The sequence below is a fragment of the Microbacterium testaceum genome, assembly GCF_020781835.1.
Taxonomy (GTDB): Bacteria; Actinomycetota; Actinomycetes; order Actinomycetales; family Microbacteriaceae; genus Microbacterium; species Microbacterium testaceum_H.
This window is the reverse complement of record NZ_JAJGNJ010000020.1, coordinates 1-8,427: the sequence shown is the minus strand read 5'-3', so window position 1 is coordinate 8,427 and position 8,427 is coordinate 1. Positions and strand designations below refer to the sequence as shown.

The 8,427-nt window shown below is 67.1% G+C and carries 9 protein-coding genes; 2 read left to right on the top strand and 7 right to left on the bottom strand.

Annotation, left to right across the window (positions count from 1 at the left end; all coding sequences use genetic code 11):
* Positions 1 to 172: 172 nt before the first annotated feature.
* The 4 genes from LL239_RS17100 to LL239_RS17085 form a co-directional block, all read right to left on the bottom strand.
* Entirely contained in the window at positions 173 to 1,411 is a 1,239-nt protein-coding gene (locus LL239_RS17100) for an IS256 family transposase (protein ID WP_168529793.1), read from the bottom strand.
* 59 nt (positions 1,412 to 1,470) lie between these two features.
* Positions 1,471 to 2,031 (bottom strand): GspE/PulE family protein, encoded by a 561-nt coding sequence (locus tag LL239_RS17095; protein ID WP_267189380.1) that lies wholly within the window; start codon positions 2,029 to 2,031, stop codon positions 1,471 to 1,473.
* Complete coding sequence (locus tag LL239_RS17090) at positions 1,995 to 2,249, bottom strand: hypothetical protein (protein ID WP_228164539.1); 255 nt, start codon at positions 2,247 to 2,249, stop codon at positions 1,995 to 1,997. Before LL239_RS17090 ends, LL239_RS17095 begins: the two co-directional genes overlap by 37 nt.
* 161 nt (positions 2,250 to 2,410) lie before the next feature.
* On the bottom strand, positions 2,411 to 4,387 hold the full coding sequence (locus LL239_RS17085; protein ID WP_228164537.1) for an amidase family protein: 1,977 nt from the start codon (positions 4,385 to 4,387) through the stop codon (positions 2,411 to 2,413).
* A gap of 321 nt (positions 4,388 to 4,708) precedes the next feature.
* Between LL239_RS17085 and LL239_RS17080 the strand changes: the two genes are divergently transcribed.
* Positions 4,709 to 5,497, top strand: a complete 789-nt coding sequence (locus LL239_RS17080) for a GntR family transcriptional regulator (RefSeq protein ID WP_228164536.1) — start codon at positions 4,709 to 4,711, stop codon at positions 5,495 to 5,497.
* A 64-nt stretch (positions 5,498 to 5,561) separates the two neighbouring features.
* Positions 5,562 to 6,215, top strand: coding sequence for a hypothetical protein (locus LL239_RS17075; RefSeq protein WP_228164535.1), 654 nt, complete (start codon positions 5,562 to 5,564; stop codon positions 6,213 to 6,215).
* A gap of 107 nt (positions 6,216 to 6,322) precedes the next feature.
* Here LL239_RS17075 and LL239_RS17910 read toward each other — a convergent pair whose 3' ends face one another.
* The 3 genes from LL239_RS17910 to LL239_RS17905 all read right to left on the bottom strand — a co-directional run bounded on the left by LL239_RS17910 (position 6,323) and on the right by LL239_RS17905 (position 7,907).
* Entirely contained in the window at positions 6,323 to 6,448 is a 126-nt protein-coding gene (locus tag LL239_RS17910; protein ID WP_267189378.1) for a hypothetical protein, read from the bottom strand.
* Between the two features lie 39 nt (positions 6,449 to 6,487).
* A protein-coding gene (locus LL239_RS17070) for an IS3 family transposase (RefSeq protein WP_374197646.1) occupies positions 6,488 to 7,734 on the bottom strand; the annotation gives its coding sequence in 2 pieces (ribosomal slippage) (positions 6,488 to 7,425 and positions 7,425 to 7,734; 1,248 coding nt in all).
* 50 nt (positions 7,735 to 7,784) lie between these two features.
* Positions 7,785 to 7,907: a hypothetical protein gene (locus LL239_RS17905; RefSeq protein WP_267189377.1), complete on the bottom strand. Its 123-nt coding sequence runs from the start codon at positions 7,905 to 7,907 to the stop codon at positions 7,785 to 7,787.
* Between the last annotated feature and the right edge of the window lie 520 nt (positions 7,908 to 8,427).

Sequence of the window (8,427 nt, the reverse complement as noted above, 5' to 3'; positions counted from 1 at the left end):
CACTCCTCGCTCGGCTACCTACCCCCAGTCGAGTACGCTCGACAGTGCACCCATCAAATGGAAACCGACGACTCACAAATGCTCCTATATCTGTCAAGCAGCGACCTGGAGGGGTGGTCGGGCTTCGCGTAGTGGGTGTGTCCGATAAACGGTGGATCTGGTTTGGCGTTCATTAGTTGATTCGGCCTTCGAATGCGATCGCGAACGCGTTCAGCGCCGGCTTCCATCTCGTCGCCCAGCGTGCCCTGCCGCGCCCGGTCGGGTCAAGCGATCTGGTCACGAGGTAGAGGCATTTCAGCGCGGCGGCGTCGTTCGGGAAGTGCCCGCGTGCGCGGACTGCTCTGCGGTACCGGGCGTTGAGTGACTCGATCGCGTTCGTGCTGCAGATGATCCGTCGGATTTCCACGTCCCAGTCCAGGAACGGCACGAACTCACTCCAGGCGTTCTGCCAGAGCTTGCTGATCGCCGGATACTGTTGACCCCATTTCGCGTCGAACTCCACGAATCGCTCACGAGCGGCCGCTTCGGTCGGCGCCGTGTAGACAGGACGCAGGTCCTTGCCCATCTCTTCCCAGTAATGGCGAGACGCGAACCGGAACGTGTTGCGGATCAGATGGATGATGCAGGTCTGCACCGTCGCGAGCGGCCAGGCGGTGTTGATCGATTCCGGCAGACCCTTCAGCCCGTCACAGACGACGATGCAGACATCCTCGGCGCCACGGTTCTTGATCTCCGTCAACACGCCGAGCCAGAACTTCGCCCCCTCCCCGCCATCGCCGGCCCAGATCCCGAGGATGTCGCGCTCCCCGTTCACGGTAACGCCCACGGCGATATAGAACGGCTTGTTCCGCACCTGCCCGTCTCGGACCTTCACCACCAGAGCATCGATGAACACCACCGGGTAGACGCGATCCAGCGGACGGTTCTGCCATTCGGTCATCTCCTCGATGACCTTGTCGGTGATCCTCGAGATCGTGTCCTTCGACACCGACGCCCCGTAGACATCGTCGAAGTGCGCCGCCACCTCGCCGGTCGTCAGCCCCCGCGCGGTCAACGACAGCACGATCTCATCGACGCCGGTCAGGCGCCGCTGCCGCTTCTTCACGATCTTCGGCTCGAACGACCCCTCACGGTCTCTGGGAACGTCGATCTCGACGGGACCGACCTCGGTCAGCACCGTCTTCGAACGGATCCCATTGCGAGCGTTCTCGGCGATCGTGTTGCCGTGCTTCTCGTAGCCAAGATGCTCGGTCATCTCCGCCTCGAGCGCTGTCTCCAGCACCCGCTTGGTGAGCCCGTTCAGCACCCCGTCGGGGCCGACGAGGTCGACACCCTGTTCCTTCGCCTGCTTCAGCAGCTGCTCCGCGAGCTGCTGCTCATCGATGATCTCTCCCGTCACAGGATCGATCATCTCGATGACATCGGTCATCGCCCTTCCTTTCAGTCAGGCCAGACCAGATCCACCGTTAATCAGACAGTCCCGCGCCCGTCGTGGTGGATCGACAGGCGACCGTCATGCGGGCGGCGGCATTCAGCGATGTCGATCTGCGACATGATCTTCAGGCGCGAGATGACGCCGTCCTGGATACCGCGGTCCGCCCGCTGCATCTCGTGCAGCACGCCGTCGATGCGGTAGCGCACGGTGAGCTGGTGCTCGCCGGGCTCGATATGGATGTCGCTGGCGCGGTCGTTCACGGCCTGTGAGATCAGAAGGTTGACGAAGCGGACGACCGGGGCATCGACATCCTGATCGTCGATCGTCTCGGTGAACAGCTCCTGTTGAGTGGTCACCGACTCTTCGAGGGCGACCGAAAGGTCGCTCAACTCGTCGTCAGAGCGCAGATAGCGCTCGAACAGCTGCCTCAGCGCGTCAGCGGCGACGACCAGGACTTCCACTCGGAGGCTGGTGATGCGCGTGACATCGTCGATCGCGATGATGTTGGTGGGATCGACCATGCCCACCGTGAGCTTGCCGCGACCGCGGTCAAGAGGGATCAGATGGTAGCGGCGGCAGAGGCTCTCCGGTACCAGAGAAAGGATGTCGGGGTCGAGCGTCGCGCCCGAGACGTCGACGAACTGGTGGCCGGTGTGCAGGCGGCAGCCTCGGCGACCTGGGCTTCGGTCACGAGGCTGGAGCTCACCAGCAGCTGCGGGAGTTCCGGCCCGTCGCCGACCTTGTCGATCGCAGCCGAAAGGTCGGCGGCGCGAACGGCGCCCGTGAGCACGAGCGTCTGCGCGAGTCCCTTCATCGGTTCTCCCCAATCCCCTGGGGTTCCCCAGCCCCACAGCGATCATAGGCGAGCGTGCGGAACGCGGCGTGCGCCGGGTCCCGCTGGTGGGAAGGGGCGGGTCAGGCCCGGCCGCTTCGGAAGCGACCGGGCCCGACCCTGCCTGACCGGTGGGGGATCCGTCAGTTGTTGCGGTCGGCGGTGCGACGGCGACGGACGAACCCGACCGCGAAGGCGCCCAGGCCCAGCGCCACCAGGATCGACGCGAACACCGTCGGAGCCGTCAGGTCGGCCGCGTTCGCACCCGTGGTCGCCAGGGCGCCGTTCGAGGTATGAGGCGCGGTCGTCGGCGGGACGCCGCCCAGCTCAGTGCCGGGGTCGTCGGTGCCGGGTTCCGTCCCGGGGTCGGTGCCCGGGTCGTCGGTCCCCGGGTCGGTCCCCGGGTCGGTCCCCGGGACGGTCCCCGGGTCGGTGCCCGGGTCGTCGGTCCCCGGGTCGGTGCCCGGGTCCTCGACGTCGATCGGCGGCACGGCGAGCGCCGGAACGCTCGTCGGGGCGGCACGGTGGTGCGTCGCCTGCTCGAAGTCGTAGCCGAGCGCCAGCAGCCGGGGCTCGCTGAACGGCAGACCGAGCAGCTCGAGTCCGACGGGAAGGCCACCCTCCGTGAACCCGGCCTGGAGGCTCAGCGCAGGGAACCCGGTCTGGGCTGACAGGGCGCAGTTGGAGCCGGGCTGCGACTGGTCCGTCGGGACGGCGGGCTCGCGGATCGTCGGGTAGGCGAGCGCGTCCAAGCCGTTGTCGGCGAAGTAGGTCGTCAGGAGCGCCTGCGCCGTGGCCCTGCTCTGCAGCTTGGCGGTGTACGCGTCGTTGGGAAGCTCGGGCGAGCTCTGCGCGATCTGCAGGAGCGGCAGCACACTGGGGGTCACCAGGCCGCTCGCGATGATGTCCGAGAGCGTGAGCACCTCGGCCGGCTCGGTCTGAGCGGCGATCTCGGCGGGGAACGTCGCACCGTCCTGGGCCAGGTACGCGTTCAGGTCGCGCCGGAACTCGTCGATGAGGACGCTCGCGCCGCCCACGGCGGTGTTAATCTCCTCCGGGAGCGTCACCTCGACGACCTCGGCGCCCTGCGACCGCAGGTCGTCGGCCGCCTTCTGGATGAGCGAGGTCGTCGGAGCCTCCGCCTCCGTGGTCCCGAGGTACGCGGGATCGACGAGCAGGCCGATCTTGCTCCCCTCGAGCGCGTGGTCGGACAGGCTGTCGAGATACGAGCCCGGGATCCGCCCATCGGAGGTCGCCGTGATTGGATCCTTGGGGTCGTACCCGACGGTGGCGTCCAGTATCAGCGCGACATCCGTCACCGACTTCGCGATCGGGCCGCCGACGTCCTGCGTGGCCGACATCGGCGCGATCCCGTCCCGGCTGGACAGGCCGAGGGTCGGGCGCAGCCCCACGAGGTTGTTCTGCGCAGAGGGGATGCGGATCGAGCCGCAGGTGTCCGAGCCCAGGCCCGCGGCGGCGAAGCTCGATGCGACGCTGGCTCCCGTGCCGCCGCTGGACCCGCCCGGGTTGCGCGTCTGGTCGTAGGGGTTGCGGGTCTGACCGCCGAGGGAGGAGATCGAGGTGATGCCGAACGCGTACTCGTGCAGGTTCGTCTTCCCGATGATGATCGCGCCGGCCGCGCGCAGTCTCGCGACCTGGGTCGCGTCATCCGGCGCCTGGAAGTGCTCGAGCGCGAGCGACCCGTTCGAGGTGGGCATGTCGAACGTGTCGTAGTTGTCCTTCACGACGACCGGTACGCCGTGCAAGGGACCGCGGATGTCGCCGGCCTCCCGCTCCGCGTCGAGTGCCGCCGCTTCGGCGAGGGCGTTCGGGTTGAGACGGATGAAGGCGTTGACACCGGGCTGGTCGCCGTAGGCGTCCTCGTAGGCGGCGATGCGCGTGAGGTACTGCTCGACGAGGTTGACCGAGGTGATCTGACCGTCGGCGAGGAGCGCGGCGACGTCGGCGACGCCGAGGTCGACGACGTTCGGCGGGGTGTACGGCTCCGCGATGGCGGCGGGGGCGGAGCCGATCGTCAGGGCGAGCGCGACCGTGCAGGCGCCGACGACGGCGGCCGCGCGTCGCGACCGCGAGGTCGTTCGGGGGGCGGACGGGGGCATGTTTCTCCTCGGTGATGAGAGCGGATGCGGGGCGGGCGCCCGACGGCGAGGGAGGCCGTCTCTCAGAACCTACGGAGGTGCCGGTAACGCGGACGTTACGCGGGGGCGCTCGTGGCCGCGGCAACGGGTCGCAGAACGGATGCTGCGAGCACCCGTGCAGCGATCGAGAGGTCGTTGCCGGCCAAGGAGGTCGCGGAGCGACATCCTGGTACCGCTCCGCGCCCCGTCGATCCGCCCGATGGCCCGTCGACCTTGCCCGCGTAACTCCGGCGAAACGGACCGACCTCCAGTCTTAACACGCGGACGTCCACAATGGGGGGTGTGAACCGCGAGGAGACTTCTGCACGCCGTCGCCGCGGACTCGGTGCGACTCCGGCCGCCGATCGCGCTCCGTGGCACCCTCGTCGACTCCGCGATCTGCTGCGGCTCGCCGTCGCCGACCGGCAGGCGATCGATGCGGACGGACTCCTCCCGCCCGAGAACGAGCTCATGGACGAGTTCAGCGCGTCGCGGACGGCGATCCGCGATGCACTCGCGCTCCTGGTCGACGAGGGGCAGATCGAACGTCGCCGCGGACAGGGCACGTCACGGGTCGCCTCCTACATCGTGTTCGACATCGCCGTCCCGGGCCCCCAGGACATCGACGAATACCGCCGTCTCACGTCCGGGGTCGTGCCGCGTCTGCTGCACCGATCCTGGACGCCAGCGCCCGCGCCCCTCGCGCGCCGGCTCACCGGTGTCGCGACGGGGGAGCCGTGCCTGGCCATCGAGTACGTCCTGAACGCCCGCAACGAGCCCATCGCGGTGATCACGAACTACCTGCGGGCGTCCGAGGGGGAGATGGTCGCGGAGGTCCCCTTCGTCGCCGACTTCTACACGTTCCTGCTCGACGCGGGTGTGGACATCGCCGACCAGGCGACGACGCTGCAAGCACGCCTGGCCGACAACGAGGTCGCCCCGTTGCTCGACGTCGAGGTCGGCAGCCCCATCCTCGCGTTCGAGCAGGCGATCCGCAACGGTCGGGGCGAGGTGGTGGATGTCGCGCTCGGCGTCTTCCGCGGCGACGTGCGGATGACGGCGTCGAACTTCGTCTACCGTCCCCCGGGCTGACGCTCTGGGCGCCGGCGGTCCCTGAGCGCCGGTTACCTCCTTGTCAAGGAGCACCGCGCCCTCGGTGCTGGTGAGCAAACGCTTCCCCGTCAAGAACGAGACGGACTTCACCTTCGTGCTCGCGAGCATCGACCATCGCACTGTCGGCGATCGGTTCGAAGGACGACCGTCGATCGGAGATGTGATCGGCAAGGACGGCACGCCCATCTACGAGCTGAAGAAGGTCACGGAGAACGGTCTCGTCAAGACCAACCAGCAGGACGTGTACTACGACGTCCTCGATCGTGACGGGAACAAGCGCGGACAGGTCTCTGCGTACCTGACTCTGCTGTGGTCTGATCAGACCAAGGCGTCATGCTGGACCGATCAGGTTCGGGACGACGCCGGACGGCCGATGTTCGACTGTGTGACCGATGGCACCGACGTGAGGTTCCAGGCGCGCACCGTTCACGAGATCGAGAGTGATCGGGCCGACGTGCCGGCGCTTCAGTCGGTGAGCGTGACAGCAACGTGTCCGGTCGGCTGGGCCTTGAAGCCCTACGTCGCCGGCGAGAACCTGACTGTCAGCAGTGCGGAGAACCAGCTCCTGTGGGCGGAGGCGAACTGGGAGAAGGCGATCGACTCGCGCACGGGGACGATCCGCCTCGAGAACCTCAGTCAGAACACGCAGACGCTCTGGGCGACCGTGGAGTGCGGGCGGCCGGCGTCCGTCTTCTAGCTAAATGCGAATCAGATCGGTGGCCGTTGTCGTGCGGGATCAGCGTGTGCTCGTCATAGATCGCGTCAAAGAGGGTCTGTCCGTTCCTTTGTGTATGGGGCTTCGGCTTAGTTGATTCCTAGGCGGTCGCCGTAGGTGATGGACAGGGTATTCAGGATAGCTTTCCAGCCGGCGATCTGCCCGGTCGGGTTCGTGCGATTCGGGCGCCGCTCGAGCACCGTCAGGTAGAGCACGGGCCTTGACCCTCGATCGTGGACACGGTGTCGGTTCGGTTATGCCGCTTCCGCGAGGGTAGCGGACGTGGTCTCCGCGTAGGCGGTCTCGTAGTTGTTCGGGGTGATCTGGCCGATCGCGGAGTGGCGCCTGCGGGTGTTGTAGCGGTTCGCCCATCGGAACACGGCCCGGTGGGCGGTGGCCGGGTCCGGGAACGCCGCCTGCCCTTCGAGGAGCTCCCGCTTGAGTGTGGCGTTGAAGCTCTCCGCGAGTGAGTTGTCGGCGCTCGTGCCCACTGCGCCCATGGACTGGACGATGTTGAGCTGCTCGCAGAGGGCTGCGTAGGCCTTCGAGGCGTAGACGCTGCCGTGGTCGCTGTGGAAGATCGCGCCGGCCAGCGTCCCGCGGTCACGGGCCGCAGCGCGCAGGGCGTCTTCGACGAGCCCTGCGCGCATGTGGTCGGCGACCTGCCAACCCGCGAGCTTCCGTGACCCGAGGTCGATGCAGGTCGCGAGATACAGGTTCGACCCGTCCGCGATCGGGAGGTAGGTGATATCGCCCACGTATCGGCGGTTCGGCTCACCAATGGAGAAGTCCCGCTCGATCAGGTCGGGGAAGCGGCGTCCGGACTGGTCCGGGATCGTGGTCCTCACCCGTCGACGCAGCCGGATCCCCGCGAGCTGGTGTTCCCGCATCACCCGGGCGACCCGCTTGTGATTCACCCGCCCGGCCGCCGCGACGCCGTCGTTGAGGTCGGCGGTGATCCGCGGCGCCCCATAGGCGCGATCGCCACCCTGCGCGGATTCCTGCAGCACACGGATTCGCGCCGCCAGCGCGGCGTCTGCGGCGGCCCTCGCGGCCCGTCCCGGGGCCGCCGCCAGCCAGGCGTAGAACGACGACCTCGCGATCTGAATGACCTCACACAACCGCTTCACGCCGTAGGCGTCCTTGTGATCCTCAACGAACTGGAAGCGGTTCACCAGTTCGTCTCCCCGGCGAAATACTTCGCCGCCTGACGAAGGATGTCCCGCTCCGTCTGAAGCTTCAGCTTCTCCGCTTCCAGCCTCGCGTTCTCGGCCTCCAGCCGGAGGACCTTCGCCGCCTGTGACTCCACCCGCGCCGGCGCGGGCGTCGACGCCGTGCCGGTGGTCGTGATCCCCGAGCCGTGCTTCTCGACCCACTCCCGCAGCGCACCGCGGGAGATCCCCAGATCCGCCGCGATGCCCTTCAACGTCGCACCCGGCGTGGACTCGAACAAGTCCACCGCCCGCTGCCGGAACTCGTCCGTGTAGTTCTTCCTTGCCATCCTTGGATTCTCGCTTCCCCAGCAACGTGCTGGAATCAGCGTGTCCAAGATCAGGGGTCAAGCGCCCTCCGGACGTAGATCATCTGCTCCTTGATCCGCTCGACCGAAGGTTGTTCGGAAGGCTCGTGCTCGGCAACAATCGTCGCAAGTTGATCGTCGATCGACTCCAGCACTAGAGTGTGTGGTTATCAAAATCTGCGCGCAGCATGCGAACCTCCCAGTTGACTCACATCGTAGGGTCGTGGCCCGACACGCGTTTTGAGGACGCGCTCGTACGCCATCCCTCGGCACCAAACGAAGGCTTCGAAGCGCCTTTGGGTGTGACCGCTCGGTCACTGGCGGGTGTGGCGGCGATGCTGGCGTGGCCGCACTCTATCGTCGCCCTCGGCTACCCACCCGCTCCCTCACAACGCACCACCCGAATGCGGATCCTCCCTGTAGTGCTGCTCCCTAGAGTGTCAACGTGAGCTCAGATCTGAAGCGTCTTGGGAAGCCGGCTGTCCGGAAGGTTGCCATCGCGCGATTGGCGCATGCTATGCAGCTCGGCCAAGCTCTCCACGACGACATGCACCGATGGTGGGCTGAAGCGGACCCAAAGACGGGGTGGGTCGTGAGCTGGGCTGACCCCGTTTCGTAGGTCCGGTGGTTCTGAGAGTCGTCCTGTCGCCCGGAGTCGCGGGCAGGGAGACTGGT